Genomic DNA, 23,270 nt, shown 5'->3' with positions numbered 1-23,270 from the left:
TTGCGGCCATGGAAAAAATGCTAAAAGACCTGTTCGCCAATCAGCAGTATGACGAGAATAATTTCTTCCTGATCGCCGGCCCCTGTGTAGTGGAAAGTGAAGAGTTGTTGATGGAAGTGGCCGATAAAGTTTCAGGCATCTGCAAAAACCTTGGCATCCCTTATATTTTCAAAGCCTCTTACCGCAAAGCCAACCGCACCAGCGGAAGCTCTTTCACCGGACTCGGTGATGAAGTGGCGATGCAATTATTGAAGAAGACAGGAGACAAATACAAACTCCCTGTTACTTCAGATATCCACGCACACGAAGAAGCGGCCATTGCCGCCCAATACATCGATGTGCTGCAGATCCCTGCATTCCTCTGCCGTCAGACAGATCTGCTGGAAGCAGCTGCACAAACCGGCAAGATCGTTAACGTGAAAAAAGGACAATTCCTCAGCGGTCCTTCCATGAAGTTCGCTGCCGAAAAGATCCGCAATGCCGGAAACGACAAAGTGATCCTAACAGACCGTGGCAATACTTTCGGTTATCAGGACCTGATAGTGGACTATCGCAATATTCCCTGGATGAAAGAGCATGGCGCACCAGTGGTGATGGACTGTACTCACAGCCTCCAACAACCGAATCAGACCAGCGGCGTTACCGGTGGTAATCCCCAACTGATCGGTACTATTGCCAAAGCCGCTATCGCTACCGGAGCGGATGGTTTGTTCATTGAAACACATCCCAATCCTGCAGTTGCCAAATCTGATGGCGCCAATATGCTGAAACTGGACCAGCTGGAGCCATTGCTGCAGCAACTGGTGAAGCTGAGGAAAGCAGTAGTGTAATCAACATCATTGTTTCAGAATAAACAAATCCCGGCCATAAAGCCGGGATTTTTATTGGGCACCGTCCTTCAGCAATATGTTAGCGTGGGTTCTGGGGAATTCCGCTGATATTGATAGACTGCGGTGGAATCAAAAAAGTATACCGGAGATCATTTGGCGGAAGCGTATACTCCTGACCGTTAATCACTCTGCGGAGGGTAATTTGGAAACGCGGATCCCGGTTCAGTCTCCGGAGATCGCTCCAACGCTGACCACGGAAGATCATTTCCTTTTTCCTTTCATCGAGGATCTTCACCAGCAGCGCATCCTGGTCCCTTATGTTCACAGGCTGGAATTTAGAAGGGGCCCAGCGATGTTGCAATAATGTATTCAGGCTGGCCAATGCCTCGTCCACTTTTCCTGTTCTCACTGCTGCTTCGGCTTTGATAAGATAGATCTCATCTGTTGCCAGCCCATGGAACAAATAATAACTGAAAGTATAATTTCCCCTGAAAGAAAATGAGCCATCGTGATTATCGATGAAAAAGAGTTTCTTCCGCAGGTCTCCTTCTTCAAATGAACGGTACAATACGCTGTCGATCCGCACCAGTGTGTAGCCGGCTGTGAGCGCTCCATCGTCCATTATATGATAGATCACTTCCGGATTGAAACGTTGGATGGGAAATTCAGGGCTGGGATCGATGGTATTGTAATCCATCAGATCATCTGAAACAGCAAGAGTGGAATCAGCATAATCAAATGCCTGAGTGTAATTCTCCAACAGCAGGTGCAGTCTGGCCAGCATAGCGTAAGCAGCCCATCGGGAGGGCCTGATGGGAGGATAGGTCTTTGAAGGCAGCAACGGCATGGAGGCTCGTATATCCAGCATCATCTGATCATAGGTTTCTTTCAGCGTTGACCTTGTAACCACTTTGTTGAAATCCGAGCTTGACCTCAACGGTAATCCCAGCGGAGAGTTTTCATTGCCGGGATAATGAGGCGCATATTGCTGACTAAGCTGGAATAAATTATAGCCCCTGAAATAAAGCGCCGCACCTTTACAATAATCCCATCTTACAGGATCAGAAGCCCTGTCCACTTTTTCCAATTGTTCCAGCACTGTATTGGCAATGAATATCGCTTTGTAAAATTTCTGCCAGTCGAATATTGCTTCCGTTTGTGGCGCCCAGGTATAAGGATCGCGATAGATCTGCGGCAGCCCTTCAACATCATCCGATCTCAGGTAGAACTCATCAGTGGAGCTATTCACTACACCCGAGCCGGCATTCAGATCGAATGCATTGTCCAGCATCAGTTCAAGATCTTCCAGGTTATCCGGAACAGATTGTCGCCGGTCAGCTTTCTCATCGAGGAATTTATTGCAGGCAGTGAGCGAGAAACAAACCGCCATCACCAAAATTAATTTACACTTTTTCATGTTCTGGATTTTATTAGATCAAAATGTAATCCTGCAACCAACGGTGTAATTCTTTGGGAGCAAGTAACGCCCTTCGCTACCGAAGAACTCCGGGTCCAATCTGTCTTTGGATGCACGCCAGATAAAACCAAGATCATTGGCGCTGCAGGAAAGCTCGAGCGACTGGATGAATTTTGCACCGAACACCGGTTTATTTACCTGGTAAGACAGCCGCACATACTGCAGCCGGATATTATCGCCCCTGATCACATTGGCTTCTGAGTTATTATAGAATTGGTCCCGGTAACTATCCTGAATGGGATAGATCATGGAAGGCACATTGGTGAACAATTCATCTCCCTTCTGACGCCATCTTTTTTCCATTTCCGGTTGTATGATGCCGTTATCGAAAAGAGTTTCATAAGTCACACCATTTTTCCTCACAAAAAAACCGAGCTTATACAGCACATTCACCGCCAGACTGAATCCTTTCCAGGAAAATGTATTCAGAAAATTTCCATAATACCTGGGAATGGCGGAACCATGATATACCAGCCTGGTAGTATCTGCGGCCTGTTGAAGTAAGGCATAATAATCTTTACTGATCTTATCGCCGATATATCCTCTCGGATCACCGTTCTCAGGATCCAGGCCGGCAAATGGAAAACTGAAAAGTCCATAGGGATCCTTCCCTCTCAACATCAAAAGACCAACGCCACTTCTAATCACGCCACTGGCTGTTCTTCCTTTATCATCGATCTGGTAGTCTGTAATTTTGGATGAAGTGTAATTCAACGCCAGACTGGAGGTCCACTGGAATGGTCCGTTAAGCACAACACTGCCCAGTTCAACCTGCCAGCCTTTGGTAGAAAGACTGGCACTGTTCTTCTGCACAGAGCTCAATCCGGTTGAGGGGTCTACCAGCGCATGATAAACCAGGTCAATTGCTTTCCGGTGAAAATATTCCAACGTTCCCGTCAGCCTGTTATTCTTTAATTTGAAATCCAGTCCGAGGTTGAGATCGGCTGCCGTTTCCCAGCGAAGACTGGGATCAGAGGGAGAAACGATGGTTGCAAACGGAATATTCAGCGGACTGAACATGGCAGGTTCTCGCACGATGGTAACTATTTTGCTCAGCTGATTGTTCACATTACCCCTGGTACCATAAGTTGCCCTGAGCTTCAGAAAAGGGATCAGATCGGAACGATAGAATCCTTCGCGCGATAATTCCCAGCTGGCTCCAACGGACCATAACGGTTGCCAGCGGTTATTGGTTTCAACGCCAAAAAGGTTGGAAGCATCCCTTCTGGCACTGCCAGTGATGGTTATGCGATTATCGAATATATAGGAAGCATTCATGAGAAATGAAATGAAGCGATTGGTGAATCCGGTAAAGCCCTGATTGGCCAATATCCTGCCCATTCCATATTCCAAACCATCGAACAAAGAGTACAAGGTATCATAATTCACCAGAGCTGAAGAGTAGGTTTGTTTGTTGTACCCATATGTGGTCCAGCTGGTGGACTCCTCTTTGGCATCCTTTATTTCTGAGGCAGCCAGCATTACAAGCTGATGCTTTTCTTTGAATGTTCGTTGAAAATTGATTTGTGCTCTTCCTACAGTTGATTGTACACGCCCCTCGGACTGGAAAAAAATGCCCCCCCTTGGAATACGGTTCACCAGCTTATCTCCTTCCCACCGCGAGAAAAGATTGATCTGATTTCTTGCATAATAAGTTTCGAGGCTGTGATGCCTGTCCATATTTACATTGGCAACCTGATGTTGAAAGTTAACGTTGAGTTGCAGGCCATCGATGATCTTATAGTTGATGCCTGCTTCCAGTAACAGGTCCAGTTTTTTTGTTGCATTATCTGCCAGCCTGATCTCATCCAAAGGCTTGTACTCCCAGTTCAGCAAACCTGGCACCTGCAGCGAATTGATATAACTCATCCTGTAATTTCTTGGGATACTGCGTGGGCGTCCTTCTTCATCTGCCAGTGAAGCATAAGGGTAAAGCAATTTGGAAGGATACTGATTGAAATAATTCCATGCACCGCTTCCGAATTCACCGATCGCATTGTTATTGTACAAAGCTGATGCAACATTCACCGCCAGGTGTATCTCCAGGTTTTTGGCTGGCATATAGGCATTATCCGATCTCAGCGTGATCCGCCTGGTATCATTACCAATAAGGGTGAGCAGTTCTTTATCGAACCCGGCAGACAGGGCATACTTCATATTCTGTGAACCGCCGGACAGATTCACTGCATATTGCTGCGTCACAGCAGACCTGTACACATATTTACTGAAATCATTGCGCACATCAAAATGGCTGAGGCTATCGATCATCTGGTTGGCTCTTTCTTCCGTTATCGATCCATTCTTTTGTGAGGCAAGGATCTCGATAACAGGACTAATGGCCGGCCTCATCTGGTTGCCGGGATTGATATCATTATCGTATTTACCATTAGCAAATAGCATTCTCTCCACATCGATGAAGTCCCGGGAAGACATATAGGGCATGTAAAAAAGATCCGGCTTGTTCATCACCATCAGATTGGAGTTGACGGTAACCCGCGCAGCCTGTTTATAATTCCCCTTTTTTGTTGTGATCACAATTACACCATTGCCCGCTCTCGCGCCCCAGATGGAGGCTGCGGCAGCATCCCTCAGCACGGTAATGCTTTCCACATCATTGGGATTGATGCTTTCAAGGTCGCCTTCGTAGGGGAAATTATTCACGATGATCAGTGGCGACTTGATGGTTTCCGTGATAGTGCTGAGCCCGCGTATACTGATATTCCCTTTTTCCAGTTTGTAGGAACCGGGAGAAAGGAATCTTCTGTCCATCAGGATGGTGCTGCTCAAACCTTCCAGGCGATTGAGTATACCCGTGCTGAAACGCTGATTGAATTTCTTCTCACTGATCTGCTCGAACGAGCCGGTAGCACGCTCCTTCGGCAGTTGCTGGTATCCCGTGTTCATCACTACAACTTCCTTCATTTCCGTGGGCGACAGTTTCAATACCACCGTGATCTCGGCATCGCCTGACAGTTTGATGCTGCGGCTTTCAAACCCGATATTCGATACAATGATCACTGCTCTCTTTTGCACACCCCTCAGTGTGAAGCTGCCATCGAGCGTAGTAGCGGTGGATCGTTCCGACCCTTTTACGGCAACGGTGGCCCCAATCACAGGATCGCCTTTTTCATTCAGCACTTTTCCTTTCAGGTCCAGCAGATCATTGCTGCCGGCAGGATTTGTATCGTTTTCTGTTTTCCTTTTGTTCACAATAATAGTTTTGCCTGACACTTCATAGCGAAGCGGTTGTGGCCCGAACAGTTTTTTCAACAGATCCAGGATCGGCATTCTATCTGTTTTAAGCGATACAGGCTGCGCCCCTTCCAGCGCATCCATCACATACACGAAGCGATAATCGGTTTGTTTTTCGATCTCCCGGAATACAATGCTGATCGGTTGTTCTTTTACCGATAGTGAAATGTACTGTGCCGCAGTGGTCAGCATCAGCAGCATTCCCGGAATTGTCAGTGCTAAAAATTTCTTCATAGCAGTTAGTTTGTTATGGTTTCAGATTTCTGCTGTACCCCTTGTCTGAGATCACATGCACTTTCATTCTGGTTGTGGCGGGAACAAGGTCCAGTCCATATTGCTGCAGTTCTTTCTTGAATTGTTCCGGACTGCTTAGGTAATCCGCACTGAAATTGAGATCTACCCTGGTGCTGTCTGAGTATCCGGTTTTGTTCATTATGAGATGAGGGAATTCATTGAAATAGCCATAGTCAACATTAAACAGGGAAGCCAGTGGGATATTGGTGAAATGGGAACTATCGAATGGATATACTGCTTTTGCTTTTTCTTCTTTTCCTTTTTTCGACAATGGGAAGGGTTTACCGTCCGCAGTTCTTACAAGGTCATAACAGGGAATTTCCCTCTCTTCCATTTTTGCCGTGATGCCTATTACACCCAGCCAGCGGGTAAGATCGTTTTTGATGAATTCCCCTCTTTCTTCCTGCGTCATTGAAAGTGGCAATCTTATGGTGTAGCAATAAGAATTCTTCATTTGCCAGACATTCCTGTACCCTTTTCCTTTGGTGAAAATGAACCTGTTCTTATCTCCTTCCTCAACCACCAGGAGTTTGGGATCGATCCTGCCGGATCCGAATCCGGTCAAAGACACATCGCAGATCAACCCAACAGGATGATTGTACCTGATGTACGTGTATGTATTGTTAATAGTATCCTCCAGGTTTTGGTCTATTGGATCTATTCCATCGATATGGGCAGTGAGTGCGGAATAGAAAAGTTCAGAGGGCGGTTTTACCCTGTCTGCTTCGAAATGCAGCAATGGCCTGCCCGCCTCGAAATTCAACACATCGTTTTTTACCGGCCAGGGCAGATCGCCTCCTTTCAACGCCAGTTGAATATTCTCTTCGGTAACATAATCCGAGCTGGTAATGGCTTTCACCACACCATTACCGTTGATCCAAACGAGATGGGAAATGGATTCAAATGGAAAATTCTTAAACAGCTGATCATCCAGCAGCACTGTAGGCAGTTTGAAATGCTTCAATGCGGGAAAGATCTCCATTCCCCTGGCAAACTGTTTTTTATCAGTCAGTTTGGTCACTGTGATGAACTGCATTTTGTCTTTATATTTTTCCTGCAACTTTTGCACTTTTGGAAAGATCTCCATGCAGAGGGAACAACCCTGTTCCCAGAAGTCAATGATGACCAGTTTTCCTTTGTGCGCGTTCAGACTGGTTTGTGAAGCACTGTAATTGATGAGGTTCTTGAATTGCAGGTCGGGCAGTTTGTCGCCGATCCTGTAAACCTGATCGTTGCCCGTTCCGATCCTGGCGGATACGGCGGTTTGAGCCAATACTGTTCCTGTAAAAGCAGGGAGCAGCATAAAAGCAAATTTCAGAGCAAAATAACGGTAATGCATATACTATATTTAAGGTTCAGACAATACATTTCCATTCCGGCCTTTTGGGGACTTTGCCGGATCCAATAGTGTTCTGTTGTTACCCCATGGCAACAGCTGCTTTATTGAAATATTTTTCCGGGCAGTTGCAATCTGCAACTACCATCACACAGACCAGCCGCATTTCCGCGGGAATTGTTGGGGTTAAGGAGCAATCAGCTGCTCAACACAGAGAGTATTTTTCATGGCAATACAGTTATTTTCCTGTTTTCAATTTTGAAATGGACGGCTCCTGTTTTTTCCAGGAATTCCAGAATCTCCGATAATGGTGCACTTCGCATGAAACTGCCCACAAACAGGGAAGATGTGGTATTCCCCGAATATGCTACCTCGAGATCATAGTATCTTGCCAGCTGGTCCATTACTTCATGGATTGTATTGGCGCGGAACACGAACCTGTTCTCTTTCCAGGCTATCACTTTATCAATATCCGTATTGTTGATCACGGCGATATTATTTTCCACTTTTGCCTGTTGACCAGGTTTCAGCAATGCCGCGCCTGATTTGTTTTCCACGCGCACAGCGCCTTCCAGGAGTGTGGCATTCACGGAATTTTTCTCAGGCCATGCTTCCAGGTTGAAACTGGTGCCAAGTACCAATATTTTTACTTCTTTGGATTGAACGATGAAGGGCTTGCTGTTGTCTTTCGCCACTTCAAAAAAAGCCTCACCTGAAGTGGTCACCTCCCTGCTTTTCCCGGTAAAGGCCGTTGGGAATCTTACGGATGATGCGTTATTGAGCCATACACGGGTACCATCTGGCAACAATAGTTTATAGGATGAACCCTTAGGTGTTGAGATCGTATTGAATACAACGGCGGACGCTCCTGTTGCCCCGTATTGCAGTTCATGGTCGTTCATGGCAATCACGCCCTGTGCTTTCAGTGCCAGGTGTTGACTGTTCAGGCTATCCAGCACAATGGATTCCCCGTTATCCAGGGTGAGCATCGCTTTGCCATCCGGCGGCAGGATATGACTGGCATCAGTATGCGCAATTTGTTTTGCAGGCATCTCATCTTTCTTTTTCAACATCAGGTACAAAGCCGATGCTACCAGTATGATCAATGAAGCTGCCACGGCTGCCCTTACCAGTATCCGGCGGACAGGCGTTTGTTTGTTGCCGGATAACACCAGCTGCCTGAGTTTCTCCCATTCCGTTGCCGTATCGATATGATCTTTCCTGGCCAGTTCCCGCGCCACGAATGCCGGATCGAATTGCTCAGCAAAGGATCTGGCAGCAGGATCTTCATCCATCATATACTGTAATTCCAGCTGTTCTTCTTCAGTAATAGTGGAGGAAAGTTTCTTCACCATCAATGCTATGAGCCGCTGTTTTTGTTGATTATCCTGCATGTGGAATCGTTTTTTTCCGGTCTTCCGGATATAGAAGGGTGAAAAGGAATTTATTCCCGGTCAGAATTCCTTTTTTTCTGAAAATAATTCTACAAAAGCGCTGATGAGGATCAAAGCGCCGGGATATGGCATATTCCCAAGCCACTGCCGGAGGCGGGAAATGGCAGAACCTGCGAGATTATAAACGGTCTTGGCAGAGATATTGAGCTCAGCAGCGATCTCTTCAACGGATTGCCGTTGAATGATCTTTCTTATGAATACTTTTTTCTCCTGTGGAGGAAGTTGCTGTACGTACTCATAGAGTTGCTGAAGTGTACGGGCCATCATTTCTTCCTGATCCATGGGCGACTCCGGATCAACAGAGGCCGATTGCTGCAGGTAGAAATACTCCTGTTGTTTTTTTCTCATACGGCCCTCTTGTTCATTGAAGGCGTAAGCCGCGTGCCGCACCAGCACATATAAGTATGACCTTATCTTTTCTATTGAAGCGAACTGGCCAGACCTGGGAAGGATCTTGAGAAAGACGTCGATTACGATGTCCTGCGCTGCTGTTTGCTGACCGGTAATAAAAGTTGCAAAGCTCACAAGCTCTTTGTGAAACCGCTCAAAGATTTGTTTGAAAGCCTGCTCATCGCCCTGGCGGAACCGGGCGAGCAGTAGAAGGTCAGTTTGCTTTTCCATACGTGTAGCAGTCAGGTCTGGAAAAATTCTCTACAAAAAAGAGGCCATACCTCTTTTGAAGTATGGCCCTGATTCATTTAAATCTGAATCACAATTTTTATTAATGCGCCAGTACCACAGTATCAAGCTTTGTTACTTGTCCTGTTGTTACAATAACGCCAGCCTTGTTTTGTGTATCATAATCTGCATTGCCTGGCGCATAGCCTACCGTGTAACTTCCCGGATCCAATCCGCGAATAAGATAATTACCCAGGGTATCTGTGAGGGTACCGGCTAAAGTATCCGTTCCCTGAATAGCAAAAACGGCTGTACGGAAATCATATGGCACCACCACACCTGCGATACTGCCGCCGGCTTCTTTCAATACTGTTCTGATCACAGGTTTCAGAATATATTTACCGCCTCCTGTTGTAACAATGGATCGGGCCGCATCAAAGTCCATCACCAGGGTATACAGGATACCTCCCAGTACATTTTGATGGATGTTCAGTTTGAGACCGCTTTGTTGCGCGCTGGGCGTTTGTAAAGGCTCAACCGTTCCATTATTCAATCTGATGGTATTGTTTGGCCCGAGTACCAGACGGATCTGTTGTACCCTGCCTGCCGGAATATCGGCATTCACCAGCATCGTGTCTTTGTCGTTCACCAGGTCCAGCAGGTTGTAAATGCCTTTCCTGACATTGGGCAGGCTTTGCCAGCCATTGTTGTCGTTGTCTGTAATATTGATCTGAATATCCACAATATCGATATTCACTTCTTTGTAGTCGCCGGGATCGTCTGTGAGTCTTACTTCCAGGCGTGCGGTCTGATTAACGGGATCGTCTTCGGAACAGGAGGTCAGCATCAGGGTTGAAACGGAACATAGCACTGCCCCGAAAAACCATAGTTTTTTCATAATGTGGATGTTTTGTAACAAAATGTGTAAGGCTAAAACTGTGCCATATCGGTCAGGTAAAGTGAAGGACAACCGCAATTTTGTTTTTGCAAGGCAGGGTTTCGCAAATCAGGTATGAAGGCCGGCTGGAAAACAAACCGGCGCGGGAGGATATTGCCTGAGCACGACATATGGCCTTAAGAATGTTCAGCGGACTTTCATGTTGCGGGTGAAGAGATCCAGGCCGCTCCTGTGTCAAACTACAGCGGAGATAGCTAAGCGCTTTTTTAAAAAGATCTTTCAGTTTTCTCTTTATGCTTTCTTCCGTAGGGCTCGCCCTGAGTTGAAGCATTGTTCCCTGATCTGCCGTATGCTACCGGCAGCGGATACAATAAAAAAAGCCTCTTTGCAGAGGCTGATTTTATGTAATGTTTTCAAAGGTATCTCGCGCTTTCTTGGGTGGGATTCAGGGTGAAGGCTTTTCTAGCGTTCATGGATCAAAAACGGGACTTCCTTTCGATTTTTCTTTTGGATTTTCTCGGTTCTTGTTTGCTGATGCAAAGCTACCACCCACGCAGGGCAATGTATAACCGAAGGCGTCACAGGAATGCCCGCAACGTGTACCAGCCGGTTAAAATTGTTTTAATGTCTATACCTGTTTTGACAAAAGTCTGCTCGGAAGCACCCCGAACGCTTTCTTGAAGGCGATAGTGAAATTGCTGAGGTTGGCATAGCCCAGTTCCATCGCCACTTCTTTAACAGAATATTTACCTGTTAGCAGTTTATCCTGCGCAGCCTGCATGCGGGCCTTCTGGTAATATTCATAGATAGGCGAACCGTACATCACTTTGAAATCCTTCTTCAGTTTGGATTCACTGATGCTGACCATTTTGGCCAGTTGTGAAATTGGCGGAGGGCTCTGGTAGATGTCTCTGGTGAGAATGGCTTCCACCTGCATCACCCTGTTGATGTCTTCCTGACTGAGTGGTACGCGGAAGGCGGGGTTGTGCATTTTCTCATATATGATGGCGAAAAACCTTTCGATCATCAGCATGATTCGGTTCTGGATGATGGTTAGCCGGAGGGGATTATCCTGCTCCACTTCCATAACAGTTTGCATCCATTGCCGGAACTTGTTATCGAGCGGAACGATATTGATGTTCTCCGCCTTCAGTGAGATATAGGTGGAGAGCACATTCTCGGCCGTCTCGAGGTCAAGGTACCTGGCCAGCCACTCCTTATTGAACAGGATGGATACCCCCACATAGGTGGTGCCCTTGGTACTATAGTAGCTCCAGTCGAACAGGGAACTGGTCAGGTAGGCGATGGATTTGGAAGTGTTCATGTCTTTCACCTTGTCCTCATCGATGGTCACAACAAGGGTACCCGGCACCGTGAGCATATCTACCCGCAGTACATAGAACTCTTCGGCTATCTTTTTCCGATGGATCAGCCAGTCGTCGTTGAGCACACAATTGATGAGGGTGGCCTCGAGCCCGTTGGGCAGGACCACATAGGTAAAAGTGCCTGTTGCAGTATCCTGTGGGAACTGGATCTCATTATTGATCACAGGCACATTGAGGCGCTGTCCAACATGGTGCACAAACGCTTCATAATTGGTATGAGTGTAGTCTAGATGGAACACCGAAATAATTTTAAATGATGCCGCTACCGGTGCAGGCAATTATCAGTGTGGCCTTAAAACAAAAACACCAAAAGGACTATTGGTATTTCAGCGGGTTACGACGACCGGATAAGATGTAACGTTTCATGTTCATCCAGAACGCTAAAACAAAGTAAACGATCAATGGGGAACCCATTGTGAGAAATGATATGTAAACGAACCAGGTGCGGATACGGGCCGTAGCTATACCTAATCGGTCGCCCATAGCAGAGCATACACCAAAGGCTTGCCACTCTATAAATTGTCTCAAACGATTCACAGAATAATCATTTTTAACGGGTAAAATGCCTGAGACCTGACCCAGGGGTTTGGTTCACACCACTAAATTATAAAATATAAAACACATTGTATAGCCCCCGTGTTATTTTGATAAACCATTTTTTAGGTAAATTCGCACCACTTTCCGTAAATCTAAATTATTTATCATGGTCTTTGATCTGGACTTAATCAAGAAATTGTACGCGGGCCTGCCGGCTAAAGTAGACTCCGCGCGCAAATTGACAGGCACGCCGCTGACGCTGGCAGAGAAAATATTATATGCGCATTTGTACGAACCGGCCGCCAAAGCCTATACCCGGGGAAAAGATTATGTGGATTTCGCTCCGGATCGTGTTGCGATGCAGGACGCCACTGCCCAGATGGCACTGCTCCAATTCATGACCTGCGGCCGCGACCAGGTTGCGGTTCCGTCAACTGTTCACTGTGACCACCTCATCCAGGCTAAAACTGGCGCCGTTGAGGACCTTAAGAATGCATTAAATGTAAATAAAGAAGTATATGACTTCCTGTCTTCCATCTCCAATAAATACGGGATCGGATTCTGGAAGGCCGGGGCCGGTATCATCCACCAGGTGGTGATCGAGAACTACGCCTTCCCCGGAGGTATGATGATCGGTACTGACTCCCATACCCCCAATGCGGGTGGTCTCGGCATGGTTGCCATCGGAGTTGGTGGCGCAGACGCCGTAGACGTTATGGCCGGCCTCGCCTGGGAACTGAAAATGCCCAAGCTTATCGGTGTAAAACTCACCGGTAAACTCTCCGGATGGGCTTCCGCTAAAGATGTGATCCTGAAAGTGGCAGGTATCCTCACCGTAAAAGGCGGAACAGGCGCTATCGTTGAATACTTCGGCGAAGGTGCAGACAGCCTCTCTGCCACCGGCAAAGGCACCATCTGTAACATGGGCGCCGAGATCGGGGCAACCTGCTCCCTCTTCGCTTATGACGAGAAAATGGCCGACTACCTCCGCGCTACAGGCCGTTCCGAAGTGGCTGACCTGGCCAACGGCGTTCGCGAACATCTCCGCCCGGACGAAGCAGTATACGCAAATCCCGAAAAATACTACGATCAACTGATCGAGATCGACCTCAATACACTGGAACCACACGTGAACGGACCATTCACTCCGGATCTCGCATGGCCTATCAGCAAATTCGCTGAAGCTGTAAGAGCCAACAACTGGCCCGAGCGCCTCGAAGTGGCCCTCATCGGTTCCTGCACCAACTCTTCCTACGAAGATATCAGCCGCTCCGCGTCACTGGCCGAACAAGCCATCGCAAAAAAACTGAAAGCAAAAGCTGAATTCACTATCACCCCCGGTTCCGAACTGGTAAGGCATACTATCGAAAAAGATGGATTCCTCAAAACGTTCGACCAGATCGGCGGTGTGGTACTCGCTAATGCCTGCGGTCCCTGTATCGGTCAATGGGCCCGTCATATCGACGATCCCAATCGCAAGAACTCCATCATCACTTCCTTCAACAGGAACTTCGCCAAGCGTAACGACGGTCTGGCTTCCACCCATGCATTCGTAGCTTCACCAGAGATCGTGACTGCCTTTGCCATTGCCGGTGACCTCACCTTCAACCCGCTCACAGACACCCTGAAGAACGAAGAAGGTAAAGATGTGAAACTGGATGAGCCCACAGGTGTTGAACTGCCTCCCAAAGGCTTCTCCGTGGACGATCCCGGTTACCAGGCCCCTGCTGCAGACGGTAGCAGTGTACAGGTGATCGTTAGTCCCGAGTCTCAGCGTCTCCAACTCCTGGCGCCTTTCGCTGCCTGGGAAGGAACTGACCTCAAAGGACTCCGCCTCCTCATCAAGGCAAAAGGAAAATGTACCACTGACCATATCTCCATGGCAGGTCCCTGGTTGAAATTCCGTGGTCACCTGGACAATATCTCCAACAACATGCTCATCGGCGCAGTGAATTTTTATAACGATAAAACAGACACTGTAAAGAACGAGCTCACCGGAGAATACGGTCCTGTTCCCGCCACTCAACGCGCTTATAAAGCAGCCGGTATCGGAACTGTTGTTGTAGGCGACGAAAACTACGGTGAAGGCAGCAGCCGCGAGCACGCAGCCATGGAGCCACGCCACCTCGGCGTTCGCGCTATCATCGTTCGCAGCTTCGCACGTATCCACGAGACCAACCTGAAAAAACAGGGTATGCTCGCACTTACTTTCAACGACAAAGCCGACTACGATAAGATCCAGGAAGACGATGTGATCGATCTCAATGGTCTTACCACTTTCGCTCCGGGCTCACAGATCACCATGGTGCTGACTCACAAAGACGGCAGCAAGGACAATGTAATCCTGAACCACACTTATAATGATCAACAGATCGAGTGGTTCAAAGCAGGTGGCGCACTCAATGTAATCCGTGCACAGTTCGCTAAAAAATAGTGTTTATCATTTTTAGTTGTGAAAGCCGTCCGCTCCAGGGCGGCTTTTTTTGTTTGGGTGCATTATCCCTGTGGTACTCTGTTTTTTTGGGTGGCCGTCGGGCCAGGGGTCGGCGGTGGAAAAAACAGGGTTACGCGATTGGATAAAGAATGAGCTGTAGTTGGGATGTGGACGGGAGAACATAACCGGGCTTTTGTAACGCCTGTTTTTAAGACCGTCTCTTCCCTGACCCATTCCGGTCACCTCGCACCCTCTTCAGGTGCAACAGGGATAATGCGGGTGGGTGGTGATGGGGGTAATTGTGCATCATTGTTTATTATTAGGGAAAGCTTGACTACCTGTATGGGTTATGCGCAGATGTTAGAGAACGGCTTGTTCCCTATTATTGATGGCTTTGGGCGCCGGTAACAGATATCGGGGCTACAGATTGCCGTTATGATTGGTGCTTGAGTGCAAACATTATTTTGTAGCCATCGGGATCGGAGATCATGAGGCCGTATCTGGACCAGTAGGGATTTTTGGGCGTTTCGAAGGGAATATGATGGCGTTCAATGATGCTTCTCATGGAAGCCAGTTCTGCTGGTGAGTCTTTATAGAAAACGAGAATATCATCTTCATCAAATTTGCTATGTGGTTTTTCAGGAGAGACGGTGAATTCCAGGTGCCAGTCCAGTCCCGGAATACCAAGAAAAATCCCATCATACTCCTCATGTGCCTCAAAGCTGCCTAATTTTTGAAGTCCCACTATCTCCGTATAAAATTTTTCAATTCTCTTCAAGTCTGTTGTATGTCTTGCATATCTGAATGTCATATTATACTATGTTGTATTATTAAACTAACTGTTATCAATATCTGAAAATACTATTCCATTTTTCCAGTTCATCTTCTTCCCTAACCATAAAATTTACCATTCCCAAACACTGCTGCACATTTACCCCCATTCCATTCCCCCCAGCGTGTTCACTGGAAAAATGCCCCATCAGGGTGAGTTGGGCCGTGGAGGGAGTGTGAGTGGGCGGCCTATGAAATGTAAGCGAAGCAGCCCATCAGACTTACCACCGCCCATCCCTATCACAATTGCCTAACAAAAATCCTCCCGTGCCGGTTCATTTCATCAGCCGTCCGCCACACTCCCCCACGGCCAGCAAAACAAAAGATTTTTCCAGAGAACCACGCACCCATTCCCGTAGTTCTACGCAATGGAAGACAATTGATTCTCTGTAGCTTGCCCTCATATTGATCATCACTATTGACTATTAAACCTGGTCTTTTTCCATCCTTCCGGGGACTTCCGGTATGCGATTGTTACTGGTGGGGAATCTTTATCGCATATGGATGGATTTTTTCGGTGTAACAAACCTTGAATTGATTGAGCCGCCGGTGGTTACGAACGGTTCAGTCTTCAAGGTTTTGTTTTTTGTATTTTAGCGCATTATCAGCACCGATCCAACATAATAATGACTACTTATTCTGCAACGTATAACCACCAGCCCGTAACCGTTATCCTTTCTTCGGTAACACTCACTATCAGGTATAAAGACGAGAACAACCAGCAGCAGGACATTCACTGGCTGGGAGAGCATATCAAACAACTTGAAGAAACTACCAACGGGTACATACTGCATTATGCAGGTCCGGGAGGTGAAAATTCAAATCTGCAGTTCAGCGGTCAGGAATTATTGCAGGCCATCAAAAAGAATTTCCGTCACCAGAAATTTACCGGTAATGCACCAGCGCGCGCGTTCAATTCTGTACTCAGTAAAATGGTGTTGATTGCAGGCATCATTTGCGGACTGATCCTCATCGGCTATATCTGGATAGCTCCCTGGCTTGGCGGAAAAGTGGCCGGCTCATTTTCAAAAGAAACCGAGATCAGTCTTGGTCAGGAAATGTATGAAGCCACCATCGCGGCCTATGAAGTGGATTCTGTTAAAACAAAATTGCTGAACCAGTTCTATAAACAATTGCACTACCAAACGGGTTATCCTATCGAGATCACGGTGGTGAAAAGTCCTGAAGTAAACGCCTTTGCCGTTCCGGGTGGGCATATTGTAGTGTTCGACGCCATTCTCGACAACATGAAAACACCGGAAGAACTGGCCGCATTACTGGGACATGAAGCTTCGCATATTGCTCTCCGTCACTCGCTGAACAATATGTTCAAGAGCCTGTCGAGGCAGATGTTCCTGACACTGATCTTTGGCAGTGACGCCGGTATCACTTCCATACTGGTGCAAAATGCGGACAGGCTCAAAGGTCTCGAATATTCCCGTGAACTGGAAACCGAAGCCGATAACAATGGCATGAAACTGATGCATGAGAACAAGGTGGATACCGAAGGAATGGTGCGACTGATGAACCTCCTCAACGATGCAACAAAAGGAGGTTCACAGGCAGTGAACTTTCTCAGCACACACCCTGTTTTTGATAAGAGAGTGGCCAATGTGAATGCGCAGCTGAAAAATTACCCTTCCGCTCCAACCGCCGATTCAACTTTACAGACTACCTTTCATGCACTCTATGAAAATTTCTAAACGATAACCTATGGTACCTGTTTACATCCTGCTGGGCATTGCCGCCGTTTGTGTGATCCTCTGGAAATGGAAGCCAAAACAAAAACCACCGGTTGACCTGAGCAAAGCAGACGTTGATATCCTCAGCACGCATGTCCGTTTTTACCAGCGACTGGATGAAAAAGACAAACAGCGCTTCCGTGAAAAGATCGGGTCCTTCCTCGCCAATGTTAGAATAGAAGGCATCGGCGCTACAATTGAGGAGCGCGACAGGATCTATGTTGCCAGCAGCGCCGTGATCCCCATCTTCGGATTTCCGGAATGGGAGTACCGCAATCTCACAGATGTACTCATCTATCCGGATACGTTCAACGAAGAATTTAAATTCGAAGGAAAAGACCGCGCCATCATGGGAATGGTGGGCAGCGGTTATATGAATGGAAAGATGATCCTCTCGCAACATGCGCTCCGCCAGGGTTTCGAGATCACCAGCGATAAGAACAATACCGCCATCCACGAGTTTGTGCATCTCCTGGATAAATCAGATGGCGCAGTAGATGGCATCCCCGAAAACCTGCTTGCGCATCAATATTCCATACCATGGATGCACCTCATGCAACAACAGATAGAAGAGATCAGGAAGAACCGCTCAGACATCAATCCTTACGGTGCTTCCGATAAAAGCGAATTCTTTGCCGTTATCTCTGAATACTTCTTCGAGCGGCCCGACCTGCTGAAAGAAAAACATCCCGAGCTCTACGAATACCTCGAGATGATCTTCAAACAGGATCCCGCCAGCAATTAAGAAGCGAAGATCTCGCTTACATGTTTCTTGATATTGTCCGACATCTTTTCAGTGGGAAGATCGTTCTCATCAGCGCCGAAAGGATCCTCGATCTCTTCCGCGATCATTTCAAGACTTGCCAGTACATAGAAGATGAATGCCACAACAGGTATGGCGATATAACCCAGACTGAACACAAAACTCAGTGGAAGGGTCATTACGTAGAAGAAGATGAATTTTTTCAGGAATACACTGTAGGAAAATGGAATGGGCGTATTCTTGATGCGCTCACAGGCGCCGCATACATCAGTGAATGCCTGCAACTCCGCGTTGATCACGATCAGCTGATCACCCTTGATCCTTCCCTGCTCGTACAACCGGGTCACGCGTTTGTACATCAGTGAAGCGATCTGATTCGGCATATGCTTGTTCTTGTCCAGGTGTTCCCATTCAGGATGTTCCGCAGTATCCAGCGCCAGGCGCGTTTGTTCTGTTTGCAGGTGACGGCTCAGCACGGCAGCATACATGGGAATGATGCGGCGGAAGAATTTCTTTTCTTCATCTTCTGTTGGTCCCAGGATAGCGTTGAGCTTGATGGAAAGGTTACGGCTGTTGTTCACCAGCGAGCCCCATAATTTCCTTCCCTCCCACCAACGGTCATACGCAGTATTGGTGCGGAACACCAATAGCATGGAGATCACGAAACTCAGGAGATTATTCATCATGGAGATATTCTTCAGGTGGTTGTTCTGCGACAGTTGAAAGATCTCCAGTTCAAGGTATGCGATGATAGCGCAATAGGCGCTGATACCCAGGATCAGCGGCGCCAATTTTCTCAGGGTGTCCGCCTTATGGAAGCGGAACACAAAAGTGAACCAGTCTTTAGGATTATAAGCGATCATATTTTACAAAAATAATACTCAGTGATTACCGGTCAAGCGATTCTTCTTTCACCTGCTGCCAGGTATAAGCTTCCGCATAGTACCGGGGGATAATGGGCTTGTTCTTATGTTTTGCCCAAACTTTCAGGAAACAGGCGCCATAATAAAAGATGAAGGCGCAATAGAAAATGAAGAGCAGCATCAGCACAAAGGAAGTGGACGTGCCGTATACCGTACTCATATTGGAATAAGACAACAGGAAACGGAGCAGGAACTTACCCAGCGTAAACAACAAGGCTGTGAAGAAGGCACCGCCCATGGTTATACGCCAGGTAGTATGTCCGTCCGGCAGATAACGGAACAGGATGGAGAACCAGCAGGTAACAACTGACAAAGACACTACCTGACTGGTGATAGCCCAGATCACAGATCCTTCACCGGGCAGCAGGTCCGGCAGTTGCTGACGTAGCAAAGCAACTCCGCCTTCCACCATCAGGGTAGCCAAAAAGAAAATGCCGGCAAAAAGAATGACCAGGAACGAAGTGCCTCTTTGTTTCAGTTGCCTCACCACGCCCCTGCCATTCGACTGACGGATGCGCCAGAGCTGGTTCAGGGAATCTTTGATCACTTTGAAGAGCGTGGTACTCACAAATAACAAAAAGATAAAACCGCCGGTGGCGATATACCATGTTGAAGCAAGCGTGCGCACATTCCGGAGCGTATTCCTGATCTCTTCAGCCGAGTTGGGGCCCAGCACTCCGCTCAAAGCCTCTACCAGGCTGCGTCCTACAAATCTGCGGTCCATCACCAGACCAAATACAACAATGAGGATGAGAATGATGGCAGGAAGAGCAAAAGTGGCAAAGAAGGCCGTAGCCGCAGCCATCCGCAAAGGATCGTTCTGCTGGAACTCCCCGAAGGCTTTTTTGAGTAATTGCAGGATGGTAGCCGGTTTTGGCAGCTTTTTCATACTGTTGTTTTTTCTTCGCCTGCGGTGGGCCGGGGTACAGTTGAAGATAGTGAAAATTAGCGCGGAATTTTTGATATTTGCTGCATGACGTCAATAACCCGTGTCCTCCTTTTGGGCAGCGCCCTGATATTCTTTTTGTCATGCGGCAGCAGTAAAAAAACAACCACCACCACTTCATCCGCGCCGGCACGCAGTTTACCTGCATTGCCAATGTCTTATATCAATGTTCCTGTAAAAGTATACATGAAACCTTTATTATCGGTAATGGATTCTTCCACAGCCAAAGAATTCACCAACGATAAATGGCCGAACTATACACAGAGCGGATGTGATTTCAGATATAAATACCGGTTCGTTCGTTCTCCGTTTTCATTCAGTGTGATCAACAATCGGGTGATCATCAGTTTCCGCGGCAATTACCAGATCGCCGGAAGCCGCACTATCTGCGCATTCGACAAACAGGTATCGCCCTGGGTCAATGGCAGCTGCGGATTCAACGGAGAACCACTCCGCAGGGTTGACATCGCCATCACTTCCAAACTGGACCTCCTGCCCAATCATACCATCAGCACCGTTACGAAGCTGGACAAGCTCCAGCCGCTGGACAAATGCGAGGTAACGCTCATGAACAACGATATGACAAAAGATGTGCTGGACAGTGTGAAGGCCAGTATCGAAACCTATTGCACCACCTTCGATAAATTTGTACAGGACATCAATACCAATCCCTTTCTCAACAACTGGCGCAAGAGTGGCAGCCGTGTAATGCCCGTCAACAAATACGGCTTCCTCAACCTGAACCTCTCCGCGCTCGGAGTCAGCCGCTTCAATGTGGTGAAAGACACGCTCTATTTTTCCATGGGCTTCAGCGGCTTCCCCAAATTCAATTCAGACAGTAACAAACTGGTAACGCACGCTTCACTTCCTCCTGTGTCCAACGCAGACCGCAGTGGCTATATCAGCACCTACCTGGATGCAGTATACGAATACAAATTCTTCAACAAACTGCTCAACGATAGTCTCCGCAACAAACCATTCGATATCGATGGCCGCACTTTCGTGATCAAAGACGTTAACATCAGCGGCACCAATGAAGGAAAGATAAGAGTAGACATGGCTTTCTCCGGCAATCGCAACGGTGTGCTCAGTCTCACCGGCACTCCCACCCTGGATTCCGCCCGCCAGATACTCAGTATGCCCGATATCAAAGTGGGGATCGATACCAGGGACCTGATGGTGAACCTGGCGAAAGGACTGATCAAAAAGAAGATCATGAAGGAACTGGCCGGACAGAGCGTGCTGGACCTCAATGCACTGATCCAGAAGAATAAGGCCCTGATCGAGGCCCGCCTCAATCAGCAAGTGACAGACTGGATGAGTACCGTTGGCACCCTGCACGATATCAAACTGATCGGGCTACTGCCACAGGAGAAACATATTCAGGTTCAGGCATATATCCGCGCCAGCCTTACCCTGATCGGGCGCCCTTCCGCCAACCTGATAAATATGGATTAGATCCGAGGCAACCTTTTCTGCAGGGATTACGTATCCAACAATGTATAGGAAAATTCGTAATTTAAGCAGGAGCACCCTGCTCATTGCAAACCAAACCATTGTTGCATACAGATAACCCAAAGGTGGCTACACTGATCAAGGGCTGTTTGGTCAATGACCGTAACAGCCAGAAGGAATTGTATTACCTGCTCCGTGGCTTTGCAATGAAGATCTGCTACCGGTACACCAACGCACAGGAAGAATCTGAAGAGATCGTGAATGAAGGGTTTGTAAAACTCTTCAAAAATATCCATCAATTCGATCAGCAAAGGCAGGATGATATGCTGCTGAGCCTGAAAGGCTGGTTCAAGCGGATACTCGTAAATACCTGCATCGATCATTATCGTAAGCACCACGCCTCGGTGAGCGGTCATTTGCTTACCTACGAATCTGAAACAATCCCGGACAAAAGCGAAACAGGAATTGATGTTCTCAGTTACAAGGAGATCATCGAAGCCGTGAGATCACTCTCACCGGCCTACCGTACCGTATTCAACCTGTTCGTGATCGAGGGTATGAGCCATGAAGAGATCAGCAGGCAACTGGGCATTTCAGTGGGTGCGTCCAAATCCAATCTCTCCAAAGCGAGGGATAATCTCAGAAAACTTTTACTGAACAAAAATCATTATAATATTTATGTCTCTCCTCAATGACAATGATCTTGACCGCCTGAGCCGGGAAGCTGCGGACCAGTACGATGTGGAGTCGTCCACATCAGGCTGGGAACAGCTGGAACAAAGGCTGGATGCGGAATTGCCGCAACGCCGCCGCAGGCGGGGACTGCTGCTCTGGTGGCTGCTGGCAGGCGTACTGCTGCTGGGCGGCGCATTGTGGGGGACCAAAACCTGGAATGAAAGCAAAGAGAAAAATGGAATAGTGAAAAATGAAGGCAACTTAACGGAGAGCTATAAACGAAATAGCTTTGGAGAAACAAAACAATCGTCGCAACAATCTTTTGAAAACCGAAATCCGAACCACACCGCCGCAAAAAATAGCCGGCTTGCAGATGAGCCTGCTTCCAATGCAACAGTCATCAAGCCGTCCAACCATACTCAAACCCCTTCATTGAGTTCCGGCCAGCAGCAAAGAGCTGCCTGGCTCAAGCAATCCAATGTCTCCCGTGAACCGGGCGCCAAAACTCATGATGCATTACCCGGAAACCCCAATGCAACCCAAATACCAACCAATTCGTCTTCAATTCCGTATATTACATCTAAGCAGGGCTTGCCAGATAGTATTGAAACAGTAACCAGCTCCAACCCGGTTCATACAAGCAGTATCCAAAACGCCCCTGATGTGCCGGGCATAAAGCCAACCCCACAAACCAGCATTACTGATTCAACTCAACAAAAACCTGCTTCAGTACAACCTATCCAAACAACAACCAATAAGACAAAGCCCCTGAACCTTTCTTCCAGAAAAGGTTCGTTCTATCTCACAGCCCTCGCAGGACTGGATTTCAGCAATGTGAAATTCAGCAGTGCAGGAAGAGCCGGCTTCAACGGCGGCCTGCAGATCGGATATTATTTTACAGACAGGTTGAGTGTTAATACAGGACTGATCTATAACAGCAAGAACTATAAAGCCCGCGGAAAAGATATCACCCCCAAAGGGCCCATGGTCTATTATGATATCGATAAGATCGAAGGCGGCTGTTCCATGATCGATATCCCCATCAATATCCGTTATGACCTCGGTATCAAAACCCGCTCACGTTATTTCATCAGCGCGGGCGTCAGCAGTTACCTGATGGATAAAGAGGATTACGATTACTACTTCTACAATAATGCAGGCTACTACTCGGAACGCAACTGGAAAACGAACGAGAACTCCAGCTATCTCTTCTCCATCCTCAATTTCTCTGCCGGCATAGAAAAGCAGCTGGGCAGCAGACTTCAATTCCAGGCAGAGCCCTATCTCAAGGTGCCAGTACAGGGTGTGGGTCATGGTGAGATCCGGCTCAATAGCTTCGGCATCAATCTCGGACTCAAATACCCATTCGGAAAAACAGGAAAACGATAATTATTTCGCATCGATGCATTAAGCTTGTTTT

General features: G+C 47.5%; 18 protein-coding genes. 7 read left to right on the top strand and 11 right to left on the bottom strand.

Translation table 11 applies throughout. The features are described 5' to 3' along the window. Window positions 1-8 precede the first annotated feature (8 nt). Complete coding sequence (gene kdsA / locus FSB84_RS13665) at window positions 9-830, top strand: 3-deoxy-8-phosphooctulonate synthase (RefSeq protein ID WP_130544395.1); 822 nt, start codon at window positions 9-11, stop codon at window positions 828-830. A 79-nt stretch (window positions 831-909) separates the two neighbouring features. Here kdsA and FSB84_RS13660 read toward each other — a convergent pair whose 3' ends face one another. The 8 genes from FSB84_RS13660 to FSB84_RS31700 form a co-directional block, all read right to left on the bottom strand. After that, entirely contained in the window at window positions 910-2,247 is a 1,338-nt protein-coding gene (locus FSB84_RS13660; protein WP_130544396.1) for a RagB/SusD family nutrient uptake outer membrane protein, read from the bottom strand. Window positions 2,248-2,265: 18 nt separating this feature from the next. Next, window positions 2,266-5,793, bottom strand: a complete 3,528-nt coding sequence (locus tag FSB84_RS13655; RefSeq protein ID WP_130544397.1) for a SusC/RagA family TonB-linked outer membrane protein — start codon at window positions 5,791-5,793, stop codon at window positions 2,266-2,268. A 13-nt stretch (window positions 5,794-5,806) separates the two neighbouring features. Further along, window positions 5,807-7,156, bottom strand: a complete 1,350-nt coding sequence (locus FSB84_RS13650; protein ID WP_158643894.1) for a TlpA family protein disulfide reductase — start codon at window positions 7,154-7,156, stop codon at window positions 5,807-5,809. A 257-nt stretch (window positions 7,157-7,413) separates the two neighbouring features. Then, window positions 7,414-8,583, bottom strand: coding sequence for a FecR family protein (locus FSB84_RS13645; RefSeq protein ID WP_130544399.1), 1,170 nt, complete (start codon window positions 8,581-8,583; stop codon window positions 7,414-7,416). A gap of 60 nt (window positions 8,584-8,643) precedes the next feature. After that, the gene (locus FSB84_RS13640) at window positions 8,644-9,264 is read right to left on the bottom strand and encodes an RNA polymerase sigma factor (RefSeq protein ID WP_130544400.1); all 621 of its coding nucleotides are present in this window, start codon (window positions 9,262-9,264) and stop codon (window positions 8,644-8,646) included. A 100-nt stretch (window positions 9,265-9,364) separates the two neighbouring features. After that, window positions 9,365-10,159, bottom strand: coding sequence for a DUF4382 domain-containing protein (locus tag FSB84_RS13635; protein WP_130544401.1), 795 nt, complete (start codon window positions 10,157-10,159; stop codon window positions 9,365-9,367). A gap of 628 nt (window positions 10,160-10,787) precedes the next feature. Further along, on the bottom strand, window positions 10,788-11,783 hold the full coding sequence (locus tag FSB84_RS13630; RefSeq protein ID WP_130544402.1) for a helix-turn-helix domain-containing protein: 996 nt from the start codon (window positions 11,781-11,783) through the stop codon (window positions 10,788-10,790). Between the two features lie 76 nt (window positions 11,784-11,859). Further along, on the bottom strand, window positions 11,860-12,081 hold the full coding sequence (locus FSB84_RS31700) for a PspC domain-containing protein (RefSeq protein WP_127130204.1): 222 nt from the start codon (window positions 12,079-12,081) through the stop codon (window positions 11,860-11,862). Window positions 12,082-12,247: 166 nt separating this feature from the next. On the opposite strand from FSB84_RS31700, the gene FSB84_RS13620 reads away from it, so the two are divergent. Then, window positions 12,248-14,515, top strand: a complete 2,268-nt coding sequence (locus FSB84_RS13620) for an aconitate hydratase (RefSeq protein WP_130544403.1) — start codon at window positions 12,248-12,250, stop codon at window positions 14,513-14,515. A gap of 433 nt (window positions 14,516-14,948) precedes the next feature. Here FSB84_RS13620 and FSB84_RS13615 read toward each other — a convergent pair whose 3' ends face one another. Continuing rightward, window positions 14,949-15,326, bottom strand: coding sequence for a VOC family protein (locus FSB84_RS13615; protein ID WP_130544404.1), 378 nt, complete (start codon window positions 15,324-15,326; stop codon window positions 14,949-14,951). A 646-nt stretch (window positions 15,327-15,972) separates the two neighbouring features. Between FSB84_RS13615 and FSB84_RS13610 the strand changes: the two genes are divergently transcribed. Both FSB84_RS13610 and FSB84_RS13605 read left to right on the top strand, forming a co-directional pair. After that, window positions 15,973-17,049 (top strand): M48 family metallopeptidase, encoded by a 1,077-nt coding sequence (locus FSB84_RS13610; protein WP_130544405.1) that lies wholly within the window; start codon window positions 15,973-15,975, stop codon window positions 17,047-17,049. Window positions 17,050-17,059: 10 nt separating this feature from the next. Beyond that, the gene (locus tag FSB84_RS13605; RefSeq protein WP_130544406.1) at window positions 17,060-17,833 is read left to right on the top strand and encodes a M90 family metallopeptidase; all 774 of its coding nucleotides are present in this window, start codon (window positions 17,060-17,062) and stop codon (window positions 17,831-17,833) included. Here FSB84_RS13605 and FSB84_RS13600 read toward each other — a convergent pair. Together FSB84_RS13600 and FSB84_RS13595 are read right to left on the bottom strand one after the other, a co-directional pair. Further along, complete coding sequence (locus tag FSB84_RS13600) at window positions 17,830-18,714, bottom strand: bestrophin family protein (RefSeq protein ID WP_130544407.1); 885 nt, start codon at window positions 18,712-18,714, stop codon at window positions 17,830-17,832. The two genes, FSB84_RS13605 and FSB84_RS13600, sit on opposite strands and share 4 nt — an antisense overlap. A 25-nt stretch (window positions 18,715-18,739) precedes the next feature. Beyond that, window positions 18,740-19,663, bottom strand: a complete 924-nt coding sequence (locus FSB84_RS13595) for a YihY/virulence factor BrkB family protein (protein ID WP_130544408.1) — start codon at window positions 19,661-19,663, stop codon at window positions 18,740-18,742. 84 nt (window positions 19,664-19,747) lie between these two features. Between FSB84_RS13595 and FSB84_RS13590 the strand changes: the two genes are divergently transcribed. From FSB84_RS13590 to FSB84_RS13580, 3 genes are all read left to right on the top strand, one after another. Next, window positions 19,748-21,178, top strand: a complete 1,431-nt coding sequence (locus FSB84_RS13590; protein WP_130544409.1) for a DUF4403 family protein — start codon at window positions 19,748-19,750, stop codon at window positions 21,176-21,178. Window positions 21,179-21,279: 101 nt separating this feature from the next. Next, window positions 21,280-21,870: an RNA polymerase sigma factor gene (locus FSB84_RS13585; protein ID WP_207234353.1), complete on the top strand. Its 591-nt coding sequence runs from the start codon at window positions 21,280-21,282 to the stop codon at window positions 21,868-21,870. Next, window positions 21,854-23,239: a porin family protein gene (locus tag FSB84_RS13580; protein WP_130544411.1), complete on the top strand. Its 1,386-nt coding sequence runs from the start codon at window positions 21,854-21,856 to the stop codon at window positions 23,237-23,239. The genes FSB84_RS13585 and FSB84_RS13580 overlap by 17 nt, the downstream gene beginning before the upstream one ends. Window positions 23,240-23,270 lie beyond the last annotated feature (31 nt).

This window comes from Pseudobacter ginsenosidimutans, assembly GCF_007970185.1.
GTDB classification, from domain to species: Bacteria; Bacteroidota; Bacteroidia; order Chitinophagales; family Chitinophagaceae; genus Pseudobacter; species Pseudobacter ginsenosidimutans.
Note: the sequence above shows the minus strand (reverse complement) of the source record. Positions and strands in the feature narration are given on the sequence as shown.

What these genes read in the sequence shown, in the direction of transcription:
- FSB84_RS13635 (WP_130544401.1), bottom strand. Translation starts at nt 10,159, where the DNA reads ATGAAAAAACTATGGTTTTTCGGGGCAGTGCTATGTTCCGTTTCAACC.
- FSB84_RS13650 (WP_158643894.1), bottom strand. Translation starts at nt 7,156, where the DNA reads ATGCTGCTCCCTGCTTTTACAGGAACAGTATTGGCTCAAACCGCCGTA.
- FSB84_RS13580 (WP_130544411.1), top strand. Translation starts at nt 21,854, where the DNA reads ATGTCTCTCCTCAATGACAATGATCTTGACCGCCTGAGCCGGGAAGCT.
- FSB84_RS13605 (WP_130544406.1), top strand. Translation starts at nt 17,060, where the DNA reads ATGGTACCTGTTTACATCCTGCTGGGCATTGCCGCCGTTTGTGTGATC.
- FSB84_RS13655 (WP_130544397.1), bottom strand. Translation starts at nt 5,793, where the DNA reads ATGAAGAAATTTTTAGCACTGACAATTCCGGGAATGCTGCTGATGCTG.
- FSB84_RS13600 (WP_130544407.1), bottom strand. Translation starts at nt 18,714, where the DNA reads ATGATCGCTTATAATCCTAAAGACTGGTTCACTTTTGTGTTCCGCTTC.
- FSB84_RS13590 (WP_130544409.1), top strand. Translation starts at nt 19,748, where the DNA reads ATGACGTCAATAACCCGTGTCCTCCTTTTGGGCAGCGCCCTGATATTC.
- FSB84_RS13595 (WP_130544408.1), bottom strand. Translation starts at nt 19,663, where the DNA reads ATGAAAAAGCTGCCAAAACCGGCTACCATCCTGCAATTACTCAAAAAA.
- FSB84_RS13610 (WP_130544405.1), top strand. Translation starts at nt 15,973, where the DNA reads ATGACTACTTATTCTGCAACGTATAACCACCAGCCCGTAACCGTTATC.
- FSB84_RS13660 (WP_130544396.1), bottom strand. Translation starts at nt 2,247, where the DNA reads ATGAAAAAGTGTAAATTAATTTTGGTGATGGCGGTTTGTTTCTCGCTC.
- kdsA (WP_130544395.1), top strand. Translation starts at nt 9, where the DNA reads ATGGAAAAAATGCTAAAAGACCTGTTCGCCAATCAGCAGTATGACGAG.
- FSB84_RS13645 (WP_130544399.1), bottom strand. Translation starts at nt 8,583, where the DNA reads ATGCAGGATAATCAACAAAAACAGCGGCTCATAGCATTGATGGTGAAG.
- FSB84_RS13620 (WP_130544403.1), top strand. Translation starts at nt 12,248, where the DNA reads ATGGTCTTTGATCTGGACTTAATCAAGAAATTGTACGCGGGCCTGCCG.
- FSB84_RS13615 (WP_130544404.1), bottom strand. Translation starts at nt 15,326, where the DNA reads ATGACATTCAGATATGCAAGACATACAACAGACTTGAAGAGAATTGAA.
- FSB84_RS13640 (WP_130544400.1), bottom strand. Translation starts at nt 9,264, where the DNA reads ATGGAAAAGCAAACTGACCTTCTACTGCTCGCCCGGTTCCGCCAGGGC.